We start from the raw sequence: 18,092 nt of genomic DNA on the forward strand, positions 1-18,092 counted from the left end.
TCCCTCCCCTCCCCGCACAATGAAGTCCGTCGCAGTGAAGACATAAGGTAACCTATGAGTCAGAGTCATTTCTTTGCCCACCTCTCCCGCCTGAAACTCATCAACCGCTGGCCGCTGATGCGCAACGTGCGCACTGAAAATGTGTCTGAGCACAGTTTGCAGGTTGCCATGGTCGCTCATGCGCTGGCCGCGATTAAAAACCGCAAATTCAACGGGCAGGTTAATGCCGAACGTATCGCCCTGCTGGCGTTGTACCACGATGCATCGGAAGTGCTGACCGGGGATCTGCCTACGCCGGTGAAATATTTCAACTCGCAGATTGCCCAGGAATATAAGGCCATTGAGAAGATTGCCCAGCAGAAGCTGATCGATATGGTGCCTGATGAGCTGCGTGATATCTTCGGGCCACTGATCGACGAGCATCAGTATACGGAAGAGGAGAAATCCCTGGTTAAGCAGGCCGATGCGCTGTGCGCCTACCTGAAATGTCTGGAAGAGTTATCCGCGGGGAATAACGAGTTCCTGCTGGCGAAAACGCGCCTGGAGAAAACGCTCGACTCCCGCCGTAGCGAAGAGATGGATTACTTTATGCAGGTGTTTGTGCCGAGCTTCCATTTGTCGCTGGATGAGATCAGTCAGGATTCACCGCTGTAGTTTTTCGCCTAGCGGCGCTGCGCTTGCAGGGCCTACGAATCACGTAGGCCGGGTAAGGCGTAGCCGCCACCCGGCGATGTTCTCAGAACGTGAATAACACCGGAATCAGCACCACGCATACCAGCATCACCAGCACGGTGAACGGCACGCCAATCTTCACGAAGTCGCTGGATGAGATTAGCAAGGATTCGCCGCTGTAGTTTTTCGCCCAGCGGCGCTACGCTTGCAGGGCCTACGGATCACGTAGGCCGGGTAAGGCGTAGCCGCCACCCGGCGATGTTCTCAGAACGGGAATTACACCGGAATCAGCACCACGCATACCAGCATCACCAGCACGGTGAACGGCACGCCAATTTCACGAAGTCGCTGGATGAGATCAGTCAGGATTCACCGCTGTAGTTTTTCGCCCAGCGGCGCTGCGCTTGCAGGGCCTACGGATCACGTAGGCCGGGTAAGGCGTAGCCGCCACCCGGCAATGTTCTCAGAACGGGAATAACACCGGAATCAGCACCACGCATACCAGCATCACCAGCACGGTGAACGGCACGCCAATTTCACGAAGTCGCTGGATGAGATTAGCAAGGATTCGCCGCTGTAGTTTTTCGCCCAGCGGCGCTGCGCTTGCAGGGCCTACGAATCACGTAGGCCGGGTAAGGCGTAGCCGCCACCCGGCGATGTTCTCAGAACGGGAATAACACCGGAATCAGCACCACGCATACCAGCATCACCAGCACGGTGAACGGCACGCCCAGCTTTACAAAATCGCTGAATCGATAGTTTCCCGGCCCCAGCACCAGGGTATTGACCGGGGAAGATACCGGCGTCATAAATGCCGCGGACGCCGCCATCGCTACCACCATCGCAAACGGATAGGGCGAAACGCCCATCGATTTTGCCATCGCCAGCGCAATAGGCGCCATCAGCACCGCCGTTGCGGTATTGGAGATGAACAAACCAATGGTGGCGCACATGACGAACAGGCAAACCATCATCAGGTACGGACCATATCCCCCGCCCGCGTCCATTAAGCCTTTTACGATCAAATCCACCCCGCCGGTTTTCTGTAGCGCCAGGGCAAAGGGCATCATCCCAACGATGAGAATGATGCTTGGCCAGTGAATCGCTTTGTAAGCGCTTTCGGCGTCGATACAGCGGAATTTGCCCATTAACAGACAGGCGATTATCGCCGCCACCGGGTTAGGGATCTCGTCTGTCAGCATCAACGCGACCATCAACACCAGGCAAAAAATCGCATGGGGCGCCTGGCTGTGCGCCGGTGACGCGTCGCTCTCTTCAATCGGCATATTCAGCACCACAAAATCGCGGCCTTTCTGCCCGAGCTGGCTAATCAGTTTCCAGTTGCCGACCACGAGGAAGATATCCCCCAGCAGGATCGGCTCATCCACCACCGCCCCTTCAAGGGCTACGCCATCGCGCTTCAGGCCCACTACGTTGAGGCCATAGCGGGTACGAAAGCCGATTTCGCGCACGGTTTTGCCCAATAACTCCGATTCCGGGATCAGCGACACCTCGGCCATTCCCACATCCAGCGCCCGGTCGGAGAAATACTCGCCGCGCAGCACCATCGGCTCCAGCAGCTGCTCGCTACAAAACTCTCGCAGATCCACGTCCGCGGTGGACATATCAATCAGCAGGACGTCACGCGCGCGAAACTCTGACACCCCATTCACGTTAACGATTACCCGACGAAAACGACGCCAGCGCTCAACCCCGATGACGTTCGCGCCATAGCGTTCGCGTAGCTTAAGGTCGTCCAGCCGCTGGCCTATCATCGGCGAACCGGGGCGGATAGCCAGCCGACGGGCGCGCCCGGTCAGACGGTACTCTTTGATCAAATCGCGAAAAGTTCGCCGCTTCCAGCCCTCTTTGGCTTTGTCCTGCTTCTCCCCTTTCAGCGCGAAACGGGTCAACAGCATATAGATAATGCCCATCACCAGTACAACCAGCCCGATCGGCGTGACGCTGAAAAAGCTAAACCCCTCAAGCCCCTCACGGATCAGTTCGCTGTTTACGACGAGGTTCGGCGGCGTCGCGACCAGCGTCATCATGCCGCTGATGAGCCCGGCAAAGCTCAACGGCATCATCAGCCGCGACGGGGAGATCTGCATCCTCATGCAGACGCTCAGCACAACCGGAATAAAGATGGCCACGACGCCCGTCGAGCTCATAAACGCACCCAGTCCGGCGACCGTCAGCATCAGGTAAATCAGCATTTTGGTTTCGCTGCTGCCCGCCACTTTAACCAGCCACGACCCCATCATCGTCGCCACGCCGGTGCGTACCAGCCCGTCGCCAATAATAAACAGGGCGGCAATCAAAATAACGTTGGGATCGCTAAACCCGGAAAAGGCTTCCGGCAGGGAAAGGGTACCGCTCAGAACGAACGCGACAATCACAAACAGGGCGACGGCATCCATGCGCACCTTGCCTGTGGCAAAAAGAATGATGGCGATTAACAGCAGGCTCAGGACCCAAATCAGTTCACCGTTCACAACATGTCCTTGTCAGTGGAGGAGAAGCAATTTTGCCATAAAAAAGCCCCGGTAATGCGGGGCTATATCATGGGATTACATTTTTAGCGAGACGGTTACAACGCCGTCTGATGCCTTCGAGACGTCGATGGCGGTCAGAGTATTAAGCACAAAATCCGCCTCCTCCAGCCGGGGGGACCCCGCCGGGACGTTAACGGCAATGACGTGGCTTCCGGCGTTCAGCCCGGCCAGCACGCCTGCCGCCGCGTCTTCCACCACCACGCACTCCGCTGGCGCAAGGCCGAGCAGTTCAGCGCCGAGCAGAAACGCATCCGGTTCGGGCTTGCCGCGCTTTACGCGCTCAGCGGTAATGAAGACGTCCGGCGTCGGTAAACCGGCCGCCTTATGGCGGGCATGCGCGACAGGAACCGAGCCGGAGGTGACGATAGCCCACGGGATCTGCGCTTCATTCAGATGCTCAAGCAATTCGCGCGCACCGGGCAGCGCGGTGATGCCCTCAGTGTCGGTAGCTTCAATCTGCTCCAGATATTTGAACTCCGCCTGAATCTCTTCCTCAGGACGTCCCGCCAGGAAGTGCCGCAATGAGGTAATGGCCTGTTTGCCATGGATGAAATTCAGTACATCCTGATGGTCAATGCCGTGCCTGTCGGCCCAATGACACCAGGAACGCTCCACTACCGGCAGCGAATCCACCAGCGTACCGTCCAGATCAAACAGAAAACCTTTACACTGCACACGCACCTCCGTCAGGCATTAATGATTTGTTGAATTTCGTTGCTGCTTAAATGGTACTGACGCGGACAGGCGTGCCACGCGCTCAGCATACGTTGATACTTATCCCACATTGGGGTCTGGGCGTTGAAGCCGTGCGTACCCGCATCAAAATGAGTGTAGCGCCCTTCGGTGTTCACCATAAAGCGCACATAGCTCAGATAGCGCGCTTCCGTCGCGGCATCAAAGCCCAGGAACGTCACGCGGCGCTCATCAATGGACTGCTGGTCTTTCAGATTGGTCCAGGACACATGCAGCGCATGATACATCTCCATGATGTCGATAACGATACGGCAGGTTTCCTCTTTCAGTTCGCCAAATTCGCGATCCAGTTCACGCATCTGCAAGCCAAAACCACGTTCAACAATGGTTTGCAGGCGGCTGTAGCGCGCAGCGTTATCGGGATCAAGCATTGTCATCATCTTGTACTGGTTAGACAAAATCAGACGTTGAGCATGGGTCATTTCCATCTTTCGACTCCTGTAGCGCATTGCACTGTAAAAAAAAGACACGGTAACTGATTGTTACTGTGCCTTCTTTTGGTCGTCGTTTCGATGATCAATCACAAGTCATCGAGGAATGTTTTATCAAGCTGTTTAAACGCGCGCTTGAGGGTGTCCGCCAGCGCCTGATAATCCGGCTTGCCTTCAACCGGGGCGAGCGCCTGGCCGGCCTCCTCCAGTTTTCCACGCACTTCATAAAACCAGTGTAAAATAGAAGGCGGAAGTGGCGTGACGGAACGTTTACCTAACCACCACAATCCCTGCATCGGCAGGCTTAACGCAAAGAGCGCCGTCGCGACGGCAGGTCCAAGCTGTCCACCCAGCGCAATTTGCCAGCAAAGAGTAAAGACAGCGATCGGGGGCATAAAGCGAATCGCATAGCGCGTGGCGCGAATAGTGCGATTTTCAATGAACATGGGCGCGAGGCGCTTTTCCATCGGCCATGTCTTTGCGTAATGCTGTCCCCGACGAAACAGACTAAAAAAGTTCACGGACGGGATTTCAGGTGTTGACATGGCTGTACCTCAACTTCACATATAAAAATTAAAATTTTCGTGCAAAACCACAACAGGCTATGACAACGTTCAAAATATTTTGTCATCGCTACCCCGTATCGGGTATCCTGTGCCAGCCTGATAGGCCGTAGACGAGAAGCGTTAACTCGTCAAATTATCGCATATTATGCCATTGTCTGAAAAATGTTCAAAATGGCTTAAAATCATAGGTATTTCTTCCATCCTGCCAGAATGTTCGTTTGGCATGATGTTAATCATAAATGTCTGAGTCAGCATGCGTTACGCTTTAGACTTATTGACGTTTTTTTAGCCACGTATCAATTATAGGTACTTCCATGTCGAGTAAGTTAGTACTGGTTCTGAACTGCGGTAGCTCTTCACTGAAATTCGCCATCATCGATGCGCTCAACGGTGATGAGTACCTCTCTGGTTTGGCCGAATGTTTCCATCTGCCTGAAGCACGTATCAAGTGGAAGATGGACGGCAGCAAACAAGAAGCGGCTTTAGGTGCAGGCGCCGCTCACAGTGAAGCGCTGAACTTTATCGTTAACACTATTCTGGCACAAAAACCAGAACTGTCTGCTCAGCTGACTGCGATTGGTCACCGTATCGTCCACGGCGGCGAAAAATACACCAGCTCCGTGGTAATCGACGACTCTGTGATTCAGGGCATCAAAGACTCTGCGTCTTTCGCACCGCTGCATAACCCGGCTCACCTGATCGGTATCGCTGAAGCACTGAAATCCTTCCCGAATCTGAAAGATAAAAACGTGGCCGTGTTTGACACCGCGTTCCATCAGACCATGCCGGAAGAGTCTTACCTCTATGCCCTGCCATACAGCCTGTACAAAGAGCACGGCGTACGTCGCTACGGCGCACACGGCACCAGCCACTTCTATGTGACTCAGGAAGCCGCAAAAGTACTGAACAAGCCGGTTGAAGAAGTCAACATCATCACCTGCCACCTGGGCAACGGTGGCTCTGTTTCTGCTATCCGCAACGGTAAGTGTGTTGATACCTCTATGGGTCTGACCCCGCTGGAAGGTCTGGTGATGGGTACCCGTTCCGGTGATATCGACCCGGCGATCATCTTCCACCTGCACGACACCCTGGGCATGAGCGTTGACGACATCAACAAAATGCTGACCAAAGAGTCTGGCCTGCTGGGTCTGACCGAAGTCACCAGCGACTGCCGTTACGTTGAAGACAACTACGCAGAAAAAGCTGACGCTAAACGTGCAATGGACGTTTACTGCCACCGTCTGGCGAAGTACATCGGTTCTTACACCGCGCTGATGGACGGTCGTCTGGACGCGGTTATCTTCACCGGCGGCATCGGTGAGAACGCGGCAATGGTACGTGAGCTGTCCCTGGGCAAACTGGGCGTACTGGGCTTCGAAGTCGATCACGAGCGTAACCTGGCTGCCCGCTTCGGCAAGTCTGGCTTCATCAACAAAGAAGGCACCCGCCCGGCTATCGTTATCCCAACTAACGAAGAGCTGGTCATCGCGCAAGACGCGTGCCGCCTGACTGCCTGATTCCACACCGCCAGCAATGCTGGCGGTGCTGTTTTGTAGCCCGCCCAACGCGGCGGTAACGAAAGAGGATAAACCGTGTCCCGTACTATTATGCTGATCCCTACCGGAACCAGCGTCGGCCTGACCAGCGTCAGCCTCGGCGTGATCCGCGCTATGGAACGCAAAGGCGTTCGTCTGAGTGTCTTTAAGCCTATCGCCCAGCCACGTGCCGGTGGCGATGCGCCAGACCAGACCACCTCCATCGTTCGTAAGAACTCCAATCTGCCAGCGGCTGAACCGCTGAAGATGAGCCACGTTGAATCTCTGCTCTCCAGCAACCAGAAAGACGTGCTGATGGAAGAGATCATCGCCAACTACCACGCAAACGCGCAGGACGCTGAAGTGGTGCTGGTTGAAGGCCTGGTCCCGACCCGTAAACACCAGTTTGCCCAGTCTCTGAACTTTGAAATCGCGAAAACCCTGAACGCAGAGATTGTTTTCGTGATGTCTCAGGGCACGGACACCCCAGAGCAGCTGAAAGAGCGTATCGAACTGACGCGCAGCAGCTTCGGCGGTGCGAAAAACACCAGCATCACCGGCGTGATTGTTAACAAGCTGAACGCGCCAGTAGATGAGCAGGGCCGTACGCGTCCTGACCTGTCCGAAATCTTCGACGACTCTTCCAAAGCGAAAGTCATCAAAGTTGACCCGGCTAAGCTGCAGGATTCCAGCCCACTGCCGGTGCTGGGTGCGGTGCCATGGAGCTTCGATCTGATTGCCACCCGTGCAATCGATATGGCGCGTCACCTGAATGCCACCATCGTTAACGAAGGCGATATCAACACCCGCCGCGTGAAGTCCGTGACCTTCTGCGCGCGCAGCATTCCGCACATGCTGGAACACTTCCGCGCAGGTTCCCTGCTGGTGACCTCTGCTGACCGTCCAGACGTGCTGGTTGCAGCGTGCCTGGCTGCGATGAACGGCGTGGAAATCGGTGCGATCCTGCTGACCGGTGCCTACGAGATGGACCCGCGCGTCAGCAAGCTGTGCGAACGTGCGTTCGCCACTGGCCTGCCAGTCTTCATGGTGAACACCAACACCTGGCAGACCTCCCTGAGCCTGCAAAGCTTCAACCTCGAAGTGCCGGTTGATGACCACGAGCGTATCGAGAAAGTTCAGGAATACGTTGCGGGCTACATCAACGCAGACTGGATTGAATCCCTGACGGCGACGTCCGAGCGCAGCCGTCGTCTGTCTCCTCCAGCCTTCCGTTACCAGCTGACCGAGCTGGCGCGTAAAGCGGGCAAACGCGTGGTTCTGCCAGAAGGTGACGAACCACGTACCGTTAAAGCGGCGGCCATCTGTGCAGAGCGCGGTATCGCGACCTGTGTGCTGCTGGGTAACCCGGATGAGATCAACCGCGTTGCGGCGTCTCAGGGCGTTGAGCTGGGCGCTGGCATTGAGATCGTTGACCCGGAAGTGGTTCGCGAAAGCTACGTTGCCCGCCTGGTTGAGCTGCGTAAGAACAAGGGCATGACCGAAGCCGTTGCGCGCGAGCAGCTGGAAGACAACGTCGTGCTGGGTACGCTGATGCTGGAGCAGGACGAAGTTGACGGCCTGGTTTCCGGTGCGGTTCACACCACCGCGAACACCATCCGTCCACCGTTGCAGCTGATCAAAACCGCACCGGGCAGCTCTCTGGTCTCCTCCGTGTTCTTCATGCTGCTGCCTGAACAGGTTTACGTTTACGGCGACTGCGCGATCAACCCGGACCCAACCGCAGAGCAGCTGGCAGAAATCGCTATCCAGTCTGCGGACTCCGCGACTGCCTTCGGTATCGAACCGCGCGTAGCGATGCTCTCCTACTCCACCGGTACTTCTGGTGCAGGCAGCGACGTAGAGAAAGTCCGTGAAGCGACCCGCATTGCGCAGGAAAAACGTCCGGATCTGATGATCGACGGCCCGCTCCAGTACGATGCCGCGGTAATGGCTGACGTTGCGAAATCTAAAGCGCCTAACTCGCCGGTTGCAGGTCGCGCTACCGTGTTCATCTTCCCGGATCTGAACACCGGTAACACCACCTATAAAGCGGTACAGCGTTCAGCAGACCTGATCTCCATCGGGCCAATGCTGCAAGGTATGCGCAAGCCTGTGAACGACCTGTCTCGTGGTGCGCTGGTAGACGATATCGTCTACACCATCGCGCTGACGGCGATCCAGTCTTCGCAGCAGCAGTAAGCTAAAAAGCCCGGTGGCGCTAGCGCTTACCGGGCCCAGGGTTTTGTAGGCCGGATAAGCGAAGCGCCATCCGGCAAAAAAAGGCGACCACTCAACGGGTCGCCTTTTTTATTACAGCAACTCTCGTGCCGCCGACACAATGTCATGTGCCGTCAGGCCATACTCCTTCTGCAGGAAGTCCTGCGTGCCTACCTGACCGTAACGCTCCTTCACCCCAACCCGCCGCATCGGCACCGGACAGGTTTCCACCAGCACTTCCGCCACCGCCGACCCCAGCCCGTTGTGAATGCTGTGGTTTTCGCAGGTCACAATACGCCTGGTTTTCTCGGCATAATTTTTCACCAGCATCCGATCTATAGGCTTCAGGGTAAACATGTCGATGACCGCTGCGCTTACCCCCTCCTGCTCCAGCTGGCGCGCCGCCTCCAGCGCTTCCGCCACCATAATGCCGTTAGCAATCAGGGTAATATCGGTTCCCTCGCGCAGCACGTTGCCCTTGCCGATGGTGAAGGTTGACCCCGGGGCATAGACGCTCGGCGCCTGTTTACGGATGGTCCGCACCCAGTAGAAGCCTTCCATGTCGATAAGCTGACGCAGCACATCTTCGAACATCACCGCATCGGTCACCTCCAGCACCACTGAATGCGCCAGACCGCGCACGATGCCCATATCCTCAAACGACATATGCGTCCCGCCGTTGTGGCAGGCCGTCACGCCCGCATCCGAGGCAATCACCTTCACATTATTGCGCTGGTAGTCCAGGGACATAAACAGCTGGTCGAAGCAGCGACGGCTGGCAAAGGCGGTAAAGGTATGGACGAACGGCTTACGTCCGGTGAGCGACAGCCCGGCGGCCGTCCCAATCACGTTGGCCTCCATAATGCCGCAGTTGATGACGTGCTGTGGATAATCACGCGCTACGCCGTCCATCGCCATCGAACTCATCAGATCCGCTTCGAGCGCAATAATCTCGCTCCCGGCCTCAATCTGTTTTGCCACAAAACCCGCATAGACCTTACGCATCTCAACGGCATCTTTCTGTCCTGTCGGTGCAACCTTAATCATGTGAAGCCTCCAGTTGGCGAATCGTCTCGTTGAGCGCCGCTTTGCTCTCCTCAGTTAATCGCAGGTGATGCGAGTTGCTGAGCTGTTCCAGGTATGGCACCCCCTGCCCTTTGATGCTGTCGAGGATCACCACCCGCGGACGCGCATCGGTCTCAGGGATCGGCGCGGTCACCTCCAGCAGCGCCGGAATGTCGTCCCCTTTCACCGTCACCACGTCAAAACCAAAGGCGCGGAATTTGCCTTCCAGATCGAAGGCGCTGATGATTTCGTCCAGCTCGCCGTCGAGCTGCTGTTTGTTCCAGTCCACGAACACCGTCAGATTGTTCAGTCGATGGTGAGCAATAAACTGGAAGGCTTCCCAGCACTGCCCTTCGTTCAGCTCCCCATCGCCAACGATGCAAAACACCCGGTTTGGCCTTCCTGCCAGCTTGTGCGACAGCGCCATGCCGCCTGCAATGGAGATCCCCTGCCCCAGCGATCCGGTGGTGGCATCCACGCCGCGTGTTTTCAGGCGATCCGGGTGGCTTGGCAGACGCGTTCCGTTCTGGTTTAGCGTGCTCAGCTCTTCAATCGGGAAGTAGCCCTTAATCGCCAGCGTGCTGTACAGCGCCGGGCCCGCATGTCCCTTCGACAGCACAAAGTAATCGCGCTCTGGCCAGTCCGGATCGGCCGGGTCAATTTTCATTACCGCGCCGTACAGAACGGCCAGTGTTTCAACGACTGACATGCTGCCGCCGTAGTGACCAAAACCCAGCTGCGTCAGGGATTTCAGCGTCTCAAGGCGGATCTGACGCGCCAGTTCGGTTATTTCATTTTCATTCATGATTTGGCTCCGGGGTTTTCCTGCGCGTTACCGCTGGCAGGTTTGTTTTTAGCGAAGACGTTGTAGGCCACCAGCAGCGCAAACAACACAACAACCAGTCCGGTGATGGCAAGCGGCGACAGGAAGCGCGCCAGGTTGCCGAGCACAATCCCGACGGCGCCAAAGTCGGCGTCCGAGAAGGTCGTATTCGCAAAGCCAATCGCGCCCAGAACAGGCAGCAGCAGGACCGGCAGGAAGGTGATCAGCAGGCCGTTAGCAAAGGCGCCAATCATCGCCCCGCGACGTCCGCCGGTGGCGTTCCCAAACACGCCCGCCGTTGCACCGGTGAAGAAATGCGGCACGACGCCCGGCAGGATCAGCACCCAGCTAAACTGACCGCAGATGAACAAGCCTACAATCCCGCCGTGGAAGCTGAACAGGAAGCCAATCAGCACCGCGTTTGGCGCATACGGGTAGACCACCGGGCAGTCCAGCGCAGGTCGCGCATTGGGCACCAGTTTTTCCGAGAAGCCGGTAAAGGCCGGGACAATTTCCGCCAGAATCAGGCGCACACCCTGCAAGATGATAAACACGCCTGCCGCGAAGGTGATGGCCATAATGATGGCGTACACCAGGTAGTTCTGGCCGCCGCTGAAGGTGGCCTCCACGTACTCACGCCCGGCGCTCACCGCCATAATCAGGTAGATAATCATCATGGTCAGTGAGATGGAGATCGAACTGTCGCGCAGGAAGCTGAGGTTCTTCGGCAGGTTCATCTCTTCGGTGGAGCGCGAGCCTTTACCGACCTTGCTACCAATCCAGCCGGACAGCACGTAGCCCAGCGTGCCGAAATGACCGAAGGCGATCTCATCGTTGCCGGTAATACGCTTCATATAGCGTTGCGCAATCGCCGGGAAGAAGGCCATAATCAGGCCGAGGATCAACGAACCGGTGAAGACCAGCCCTACCCCTTCGAAGCCTGCGACCGTCAGGATCACGCCAATCATGCACGCCATGTAGAAGGTGTGATGCCCGGTCAGGAAGATGTACTTCAGGCGGGTAAAGCGCGCGACAATAATATTCGCCACCATCCCGAAAGCCATAATGAGCGCGGTGGAGGCACCATATTTTTCCAGGGCAATCGACACAATAGCTTCATTGTTGGGAATAATGCCCTGAATATTAAAGGCGTGCTCAAACATACCACCGAGCGGATTTAAAGAGCCCACCAGCACGGTTGCGCCGCCGCCCAGTACAATAAAGCCGAGAATGGTTTTAATTGTGCCTTTTACCACATCTGAAAAGGCTTTTTTCTGCGCCACCAGACCAATCAGGGCAATTAAGCCGACCAGGACTGAAGGGACTTTTAAGATATCAACAACGAAATTCAGCGTTTCAAGGATAAACATATCCACCTCGCCTTTTCAGGATTATTGTCTTTCGAACCAGGCGCGCAGCTGCGCTTCGAGTTCGTTGATATCGATAATATTGTTGATCACCACCAGCTGGCTTTCCGGCACGCTGGCGCTGGCGGCAATGTCTTTCGCCATTACAAACAGGTCCGCCGCGCCCGGCGTGGCCGAGGAGAGATCGGAGTGTTCAACCTCTGCCTCAATTTCCAGTTTTTTGAGCACCTTTTTAATATTCATTTCGACCATAAAACTGCTGCCCAGGCCGGAGCCGCAAATAGCCATAATTTTCATTGTTATCCCCTTTTTTGAGTAGAGTACGCCCCATCACGCTGACGCGTAATGTTGAGATGAATCGGATTAAATAATTAAATCAGAAGCGATTGATGACGGTTTTTATCTCCTCCAGCGTATTCGCCCGATGTAATTCAGCCATATCTTCGTCGCTGGAAAATAATTCTGCTAAGGCGGAGATCATTTCGATATGGCTATGTTTGTCCGGCGCCGCCAGCATCACAATCACATCGACGGGGTCAAACTCACCAGCACCAAATGAGACGCCCTGTTTCAGTTTTAATAATGACAGGCCAAGTCCTTTCGCCCCTTCTTCCGGTCGCGCATGTGGCATTGCCAGCCCAGGAGCCAGCACATAGTAGGGACCTAACCTGTGATGCTGCTCAATGATAGCCGTGACATATTCCGGCGCAATGACCTGCAAATCCAGCAGCGGTTTCGCGCACAGTTCCAGCGCCTGGGGCCAGCTTTCAACGCTATCCTGTAGGATGATGGTTGTATCATATATCCACTTTTTGAGCATTTTTCACTCCCGCTAAAGACCAGACATGGGCAAACTCTATTCAACCCATCAATTAATGACTGCGATCGCGATCACAAAGATAGCGCTACCAACAACCAACATGCAGAACTGTGATAGCGCTATCAAATTGCTATCCTGGTGCGAAATCACAGCAAAAAAAGGGATTTAAGGCGTATACTGCCTGTCACGTAAAATGAAGGATGAAACTAAATCGCGTCCTGTCAGCAGGAAGATGTATGTCTTTAACCCGAAAACGGCGCAGTACCGGAAAAGTAACGCTCGCGGATGTCGCGCAGCTTGCCGGCGTAGGCACGATGACTGTTTCCCGTGCCCTCCGCACGCCCGAACAGGTTTCCGATAAACTGCGTGAAAAAATTGAAGCCGCGGTGCAGGAGCTGGGTTACATGCCCAATCTTGCCGCCAGCGCACTGGCATCGGCATCGTCATGGACGATTGCGATGGTAGTACCCAATCTTTCCGAAGCTGGCTGTTCCGAGATGTTCGCCGGGCTACAGCAGGTGCTCCAGCCAGCCGGATATCAGATTATGCTGGCGGAATCTCAGCATCGTCTTGAACAGGAAGAGAAACTGCTTGAAACGCTGCTGGCCTCGAACATCGCCGCGGCGATACTGCTCAGCGTCGAGCACTCCGATACCGTGCGACACTGGCTAAAAAACGCCTCTATCCCGGTGATGGAAATGGGTGCAATGCGTGCCGATCCTATTGATATGAATATCGGGATTGATAACGTCGCCGCCATGTATGAACTTACCGAAATGGTGATTCAGCGCGGCTACCAGAATATTGGCCTGCTGTGCGCTAACCAGGAGCAGTGGATTTTTCAGCAGCATTTGCAGGGCTGGTACAAGGCGATGCTGCGCCACCACCTGGCGCCAAACAGAGTGATTAATGCCGCCATGCCGCCGAACTTCTCCACCGGTGCGGCACAATTGCCGGAGTTTCTGCTGGCGTGGCCGGAGCTGGATGCGCTGGTGTGCGTATCAGATGAACTGGCCTGCGGCGCGCTGTATGAGTGCCAGCGTCGGCGCATCAAGGTGCCGGACGATTTAGCGGTCGTGGGCTTTGGCGACAGCGACGTCAGCCGCGTCTGTCAGCCGCCGCTGACGACGATGGCAGTACCGCATCGCAAGATTGGGATTGAAGCCGGGAAAGCGTTACTGGAACGTCTGAATGACGGAGACTGGCGCGACCATAAACCCATCGCGTCCAGCCTGTGTCTGCGGGAAAGCTGTTAAGGCTTACTCAGCCTCTTCCTCTTTTTCCGCCTTATTTTCCGGTTTAGCGGATTCGTTTTTGGCGTTGCGGGTCATCCACAGCGCCAGTGCTTTAAGGGAATCCGGCGTGAATTCGTCGCAACGCGCGGTGATCTCTTCCGGCGTCATCCAGCACACTTCGCTCACTTCCTCTTCCTGCAAGGCGAAAGGTCCGTGGGAAACGCAGCTAAACAGCCCGCCCCAGACGCGACAATGCTCATCTTCGAAATAAAACTGTCCGTGCTCGGCAAACGGCACGCCAGCGATACCTAACTCTTCTTCCGCTTCACGACGCGCGGAATCCAGCAATACTTCATCGGCCTGCACGACGCCACCCGCTGTGGCATCCAGCATACCAGGAAGAAAATCTTTGGTGTCGGTGCGACGCTGGACCAGAATCTTGCCCATGCCGTCATGAACAACGATGTACGTCGCGCGGTGACGCAGACGCTCCGCACGCATTTGTTCGCGGCTGGCCTGCGCGATCACTTCATTCTCTTCGCTGACAATGTCAACCCACTCAGTACTTGCCAAATGATTCTGCTCCACCATCGGGAAACCTTCTCGTCTAAGCGCTCTTTCGGCGCGTTTGCAGTTGTGGTGTAACTTACGGATTAATCGCTATCTGCGCAATAACTTGCTGATCATTAAGTGCGATAACGCTTAATGTCCCGTCTTCATACATGCCGTAACTTGCCGGGTTGCCGCCTTTAGGAATGCTGACAGACCCGGGGTTAAAGTGATAAAACGCCCCGCGTTTTTCCGCCACCGGAATATGAGTATGACCATAAATCAGGACATCGCCAGCGGCAAGTGACGGCAGGTTATCCGGGCCGAACAGGTGCCCGTGGGTCAGGAACAAACGGCTGTTTTCCATCAACACCTGTTGCCAGGGAGCGGTGATGGGAAATTGCAGCAGCATCTGGTCAACTTCGCTGTCGCAGTTGCCGCGAACGGCGATAATGCGCGAGGCAAAATGATTAAGTTTTTCCGCCACCTGCGCGGGAGCATACCCTTCCGGCAACGCATTGCGTGGGCCGTGGTTTAACACATCGCCCAGGATCACCAGCCATTGCGCCCCGCTTTGGGCAAACAGAGATAACACGCGTTCGGTCGCGGGCAGCGATCCATGAATATCCGACGCAAACATCAGTTTCATCAGTTACTCCTCGGGAATTCAGACTGCCCCTATCATACCTCAAGCGCCCCGTCTTATCAGCCCGCGCGCTTAGCAGAGAGTGCCAGATAGCGCTGTACCGACGCGCGTTGCCACTGGAATGTGGCGTAATCCACCAGTAGCTGTGGGACGTCATCGCCGTTGAGGATCAGGCGATTGAGCATCAGCGCCAGATCGGTGTCGGCAATACACCACTCGCCAAACAGGTTGGGGTTACCCTGCGCCAGCAGCGATGACGCCGTTTCAATCAGCTTCCGGGCGCTGGATAAGCCTTCCTCGCTGAGGGCGGGCTTTTTGACGCCAGCGAACACCACGTCCGTGGAGCGTTCTGTGCGAATCGGCACCAGGTCGCTACGCAGCCACGCCTGGATCTGGCGGGCGCGGGCGCGCTTTTGCAGATCGTGAGGATAGATGCGTTCCCACTCTGGTGGGGCAAAGCGGTCTTCAAGGTACTCGTCAATCGCTGAGGATTCACTCAACTCAAAACCGTCAATCTCCAGCACAGGGACACGGCGGGTGAGCGCGTAGCCCTGCCACTGAGGCTTCAGATGTTCGCCGCTGTCCAGGTCAACGGTTTTCAGACTAAAAGTTAGCCCCTTTTCTGCCAGCGCCACATAAACGCTCATGACATAAGGAGAAAAAAAGTTCGCATCGGACCACAACGTTATTACAGGCTGGCTCATAACATCCTCATCGGCTGATCGGTTTTCACTCAACATATAATCTCTTTGCCTCGCTGTCACTTGATGAAAACTCACGATTTACAACAAGCACCTATACTGATTTTTCATGGCAACACTATTCGCACTGACAGGAGTTGAGAATGATAGATCTCTATTATGCCCCCACCCCTAATGGCCATAAGATCACCCTCTTTCTTGAAGAAGCCGAACTGGACTACCGGATCATTCGCGTGGATATCAGCAAAGGCGATCAGTTCCGCCCCGTTTTTCTGGCCATCTCGCCCAACAATAAAATTCCGGCCATCATTGATAACCTGCCTTCTGACGGGGGCAAACCGTTAAGCCTGTTTGAGTCCGGAGAGATTTTGCTTTATTTGGCAGAGAAAACCGGCAAGCTCCTGAGCGGGGAGTTGCGCGAGCGTCATCACACGCTGCAATGGTTATTCTGGCAGTCGAGCGGCCTGGGGCCGATGCTGGGGCAGAATCATCACTTTACCGCCTATGCGCCGCAGACGATCCCTTACGCCATTGAGCGATATCAGGTCGAAACCCAGCGCCTGTACGGAGTCCTGAACCGTCGGCTGGAAAAATCACCGTGGCTGGGAGGTGAGCATTACAGCATCGCAGATATCGCCTGCTGGCCGTGGATCAACACCCATGAACGCCACCGGATCGACCTGGCCACTTATCCGGCGGTGAACAACTGGTTTGAGCGCATCCGGACCCGCCCGGCAACCGAACGCGCCATGCAAAAAATCCATCAGATTTGAGCCTGTGCCCCGTTGGGTGCAGGTGTTCTCCTCATGTATGATGAGGTAAAAATACTGACACGGAGAAGACCTGCAATGTCCCAGCATGACGCTATTATTCGTATAAAAAACCTACGCTTACGCACATTCATTGGTATCAAAGAGGAGGAGATCGCGAATCGCCAGGATATCGTGGTGAATGTCGTGATCCATTACCCGGCAGACAAGGCGCGCGCCAGCGAAGACATCAATGACGCGCTGAACTATCGCACGATCACCAAAAGCATCATCCAGTACGTTGAGAACAACCGTTTTGCGCTACTGGAAAAATTAACTCAGGATGTGCTCGACATCGCACGCGAACACCACTGGGTCACTTATGCTGAAGTGGAGATCGATAAACTTCACGCCCTGCGCTACGCCGACTCCGTCTCCATGACGTTAAGCTGGCAGCGCCAGGCGTAAACCTGGAGGTTGTATGAAGATCCTGCTCACCGGCGGTACGGGGCTGATTGGTCGCCATCTCATTCCCCGTCTGCACGCGCTGCATCACGAGATTACCGTGGTGACGCGCAGCCCGGAGAAAGCACGTCAGGTGCTGGGGGCAGGTGTCGACATCTGGAAAGGTCTGGCTGAGCAGCAGAATCTGGACGGCTTTGACGCCGTCATCAACCTCGCGGGTGAACCCATTGCCGACAGGCGCTGGACCGAAGAGCAGAAGCAGCGGTTGTGCAGCAGCCGCTGGACTATCACCGAGAAGCTGGTCGAGCTGATTCGCAACAGCCATACGCCGCCATCGGTGCTCATTTCAGGCTCTGCGACGGGCTATTACGGCGATCTCGGCGAAGTGGTGGTGACCGAAGAGGAGCCGCCGCATAATGAATTTACCCATAAACTCTGCGCCCAGTGGGAGCGTATCGCCTGCGCGGCGCAGAGCGATCGTACCCGCGTCTGCCTGCTGCGTACCGGCGTGGTACTTGCGCCGAAAGGCGGCATTCTGGGTAAAATGCTTCCTCCCTTCAAGCTGGGGCTCGGCGGGCCAATTGGCAACGGGCGTCAGTATCTGGCGTGGATCCACATCGACGATATGGTGAACGGCATTATCTGGCTGCTGGATAACGATCTGCGCGGGCCGTTTAACATGGTTGCGCCCTATCCGGTGCGTAATGAACAGTTTGCCCACGCGCTGGGGCATGCCCTGCATCGTCCGGCGATTTTACGCGTGCCTGCGACGGCGATCCGGCTGTTGATGGGAGAATCATCGGTGCTGGTGCTGGGCGGGCAGCGCGCGCTGCCAAAACGTCTGGAAGCGGCCGGGTTTGCCTTCCGCTGGTATGATTTAGAAGAGGCGCTGGGGGATGTAGTCTAATAATATCATTTAAGCCTCAATGCTAATAGTAAATTA

The 18,092-nt window shown here is 55.7% G+C and carries 19 protein-coding genes and 1 pseudogene; 7 read left to right on the forward strand and 13 right to left on the reverse strand.

Annotated elements, in window-relative coordinates:
- Positions 1-54: 54 nt before the first annotated feature.
- Complete coding sequence (yfbR, locus tag L2Y28_RS15215) at positions 55-654, forward strand: 5'-deoxynucleotidase (RefSeq protein ID WP_022648832.1); 600 nt, start codon at positions 55-57, stop codon at positions 652-654.
- A gap of 82 nt (positions 655-736) precedes the next feature.
- On the opposite strand, the pseudogene L2Y28_RS25585 reads toward yfbR, so the two are convergent.
- The 5 genes and pseudogenes from L2Y28_RS25585 to yfbV form a co-directional block, all read right to left on the reverse strand.
- Positions 737-829: pseudogene (locus L2Y28_RS25585) on the reverse strand (hypothetical protein); the annotation flags it as partial.
- A gap of 505 nt (positions 830-1,334) precedes the next feature.
- Positions 1,335-3,167, reverse strand: a complete 1,833-nt coding sequence (locus L2Y28_RS15220; RefSeq protein ID WP_022648833.1) for an SLC13 family permease — start codon at positions 3,165-3,167, stop codon at positions 1,335-1,337.
- A 75-nt stretch (positions 3,168-3,242) separates the two neighbouring features.
- Positions 3,243-3,902 (reverse strand): sugar phosphatase, encoded by a 660-nt coding sequence (locus L2Y28_RS15225; protein ID WP_022648834.1) that lies wholly within the window; start codon positions 3,900-3,902, stop codon positions 3,243-3,245.
- 11 nt (positions 3,903-3,913) lie between these two features.
- A complete protein-coding gene (locus L2Y28_RS15230) occupies positions 3,914-4,408 on the reverse strand; it encodes a YfbU family protein (RefSeq protein ID WP_008502874.1) in 495 nt (164 codons plus the stop codon).
- A gap of 92 nt (positions 4,409-4,500) precedes the next feature.
- Entirely contained in the window at positions 4,501-4,956 is a 456-nt protein-coding gene (yfbV, locus tag L2Y28_RS15235) for a terminus macrodomain insulation protein YfbV (RefSeq protein WP_003861459.1), read from the reverse strand.
- A gap of 335 nt (positions 4,957-5,291) precedes the next feature.
- Here yfbV and ackA point away from each other — a divergent pair, with 335 nt between their 5' ends.
- On the forward strand, positions 5,292-6,494 hold the full coding sequence (gene ackA / locus L2Y28_RS15240; RefSeq protein WP_022648835.1) for an acetate kinase: 1,203 nt from the start codon (positions 5,292-5,294) through the stop codon (positions 6,492-6,494).
- Between the two features lie 75 nt (positions 6,495-6,569).
- Positions 6,570-8,711, forward strand: a complete 2,142-nt coding sequence (gene pta, locus L2Y28_RS15245) for a phosphate acetyltransferase (protein WP_022648836.1) — start codon at positions 6,570-6,572, stop codon at positions 8,709-8,711.
- A gap of 111 nt (positions 8,712-8,822) precedes the next feature.
- Here pta and L2Y28_RS15250 read toward each other — a convergent pair whose 3' ends face one another.
- The 5 genes from L2Y28_RS15250 to L2Y28_RS15270 all read right to left on the reverse strand — a co-directional run bounded on the left by L2Y28_RS15250 (position 8,823) and on the right by L2Y28_RS15270 (position 12,804).
- Positions 8,823-9,776, reverse strand: a complete 954-nt coding sequence (locus L2Y28_RS15250; protein ID WP_022648837.1) for a transketolase family protein — start codon at positions 9,774-9,776, stop codon at positions 8,823-8,825.
- Positions 9,769-10,599 carry a transketolase gene (locus L2Y28_RS15255; protein ID WP_022648838.1) on the reverse strand — a complete coding sequence of 277 codons (831 nt, stop codon included), beginning with the start codon at positions 10,597-10,599 and terminating at the stop codon, positions 9,769-9,771. Before L2Y28_RS15255 ends, L2Y28_RS15250 begins: the two co-directional genes overlap by 8 nt.
- On the reverse strand, positions 10,596-11,987 hold the full coding sequence (locus tag L2Y28_RS15260; protein WP_236919559.1) for a PTS ascorbate transporter subunit IIC: 1,392 nt from the start codon (positions 11,985-11,987) through the stop codon (positions 10,596-10,598). The genes L2Y28_RS15255 and L2Y28_RS15260 overlap by 4 nt, the downstream gene beginning before the upstream one ends.
- A gap of 21 nt (positions 11,988-12,008) precedes the next feature.
- Positions 12,009-12,281, reverse strand: a complete 273-nt coding sequence (locus L2Y28_RS15265; protein WP_003861447.1) for a PTS sugar transporter subunit IIB — start codon at positions 12,279-12,281, stop codon at positions 12,009-12,011.
- A 79-nt stretch (positions 12,282-12,360) separates the two neighbouring features.
- A complete protein-coding gene (locus L2Y28_RS15270; protein WP_022648839.1) occupies positions 12,361-12,804 on the reverse strand; it encodes a PTS sugar transporter subunit IIA in 444 nt (147 codons plus the stop codon).
- Between the two features lie 236 nt (positions 12,805-13,040).
- On the opposite strand from L2Y28_RS15270, the gene L2Y28_RS15275 reads away from it, so the two are divergent.
- Entirely contained in the window at positions 13,041-14,060 is a 1,020-nt protein-coding gene (locus L2Y28_RS15275) for a LacI family DNA-binding transcriptional regulator (protein WP_003861441.1), read from the forward strand.
- A gap of 3 nt (positions 14,061-14,063) precedes the next feature.
- On the opposite strand, the gene yfcD is transcribed toward L2Y28_RS15275, so the two are convergent.
- Genes yfcD through yfcF form a run of 3 tightly spaced genes read right to left on the reverse strand, consistent with a single transcriptional unit; the run spans position 14,064 to position 15,938 of the window.
- Positions 14,064-14,630, reverse strand: coding sequence for an NUDIX hydrolase YfcD (yfcD, locus tag L2Y28_RS15280; protein WP_006811396.1), 567 nt, complete (start codon positions 14,628-14,630; stop codon positions 14,064-14,066).
- Between the two features lie 55 nt (positions 14,631-14,685).
- Entirely contained in the window at positions 14,686-15,237 is a 552-nt protein-coding gene (gene yfcE / locus L2Y28_RS15285; RefSeq protein ID WP_022648840.1) for a phosphodiesterase, read from the reverse strand.
- Between the two features lie 56 nt (positions 15,238-15,293).
- On the reverse strand, positions 15,294-15,938 hold the full coding sequence (yfcF, locus tag L2Y28_RS15290) for a glutathione transferase (protein ID WP_017692996.1): 645 nt from the start codon (positions 15,936-15,938) through the stop codon (positions 15,294-15,296).
- Between the two features lie 140 nt (positions 15,939-16,078).
- Here yfcF and yfcG point away from each other — a divergent pair, with 140 nt between their 5' ends.
- The 3 genes from yfcG to L2Y28_RS15305 all read left to right on the forward strand — a co-directional run bounded on the left by yfcG (position 16,079) and on the right by L2Y28_RS15305 (position 18,056).
- Positions 16,079-16,708: a GSH-dependent disulfide bond oxidoreductase gene (gene yfcG, locus L2Y28_RS15295; protein WP_022648841.1), complete on the forward strand. Its 630-nt coding sequence runs from the start codon at positions 16,079-16,081 to the stop codon at positions 16,706-16,708.
- A 75-nt stretch (positions 16,709-16,783) separates the two neighbouring features.
- The gene (gene folX / locus L2Y28_RS15300; protein WP_003861432.1) at positions 16,784-17,152 is read left to right on the forward strand and encodes a dihydroneopterin triphosphate 2'-epimerase; all 369 of its coding nucleotides are present in this window, start codon (positions 16,784-16,786) and stop codon (positions 17,150-17,152) included.
- 13 nt (positions 17,153-17,165) lie between these two features.
- Positions 17,166-18,056 carry a TIGR01777 family oxidoreductase gene (locus tag L2Y28_RS15305; RefSeq protein ID WP_022648842.1) on the forward strand — a complete coding sequence of 297 codons (891 nt, stop codon included), beginning with the start codon at positions 17,166-17,168 and terminating at the stop codon, positions 18,054-18,056.
- Positions 18,057-18,092 lie beyond the last annotated feature (36 nt).

Source organism: Enterobacter sp. JH25 (genome assembly GCF_021725435.1).
Taxonomy (GTDB): Bacteria; Pseudomonadota; Gammaproteobacteria; order Enterobacterales; family Enterobacteriaceae; genus Enterobacter; species Enterobacter intestinihominis.